General features: G+C 69.0%; 1 pseudogene. It reads left to right on the top strand.

The annotated features are described in order from the left end of the window. A pseudogene (locus ACQG3P_RS20620) lies at positions 1 to 192 on the top strand (glycoside hydrolase family 43 protein); the annotation flags it as partial. Between the last annotated feature and the right edge of the window lie 63 nt (positions 193 to 255).

Raw genomic sequence — 255 nt, 5'->3', positions numbered from 1 at the left:
CTGCGCCTGCAGATCAAAGGGGACGGAGGACGTTATGCCTTCGCCATCGACACACGCGATGGCCCAGGCGGGCAGTCGCTCGCCGATGACGTGGACGGAACGGTATTGAGTACGGATCGTGCAGGCGGCTTCGTCGGCGCCCTGCTGGGACCCTTCGCGCGCGACGAGCGCGCCCTGAGGAGCAAAGGATGACGCGCCGGCCCCTGTTCCGCACGCTGGCGCTCTGCGCCGCCATCAGCCTGGCCACCGTCGGCA

Origin of the sequence: Stenotrophomonas sp. SrG (assembly GCF_050031795.1) — a bacterium.
Taxonomy (GTDB): domain Bacteria; phylum Pseudomonadota; class Gammaproteobacteria; order Xanthomonadales; family Xanthomonadaceae; genus Stenotrophomonas; species Stenotrophomonas rhizophila_A.
The sequence above is the reverse complement of the archived record's forward strand: the minus strand, read 5'-3'. Positions and strand labels throughout refer to the sequence as shown.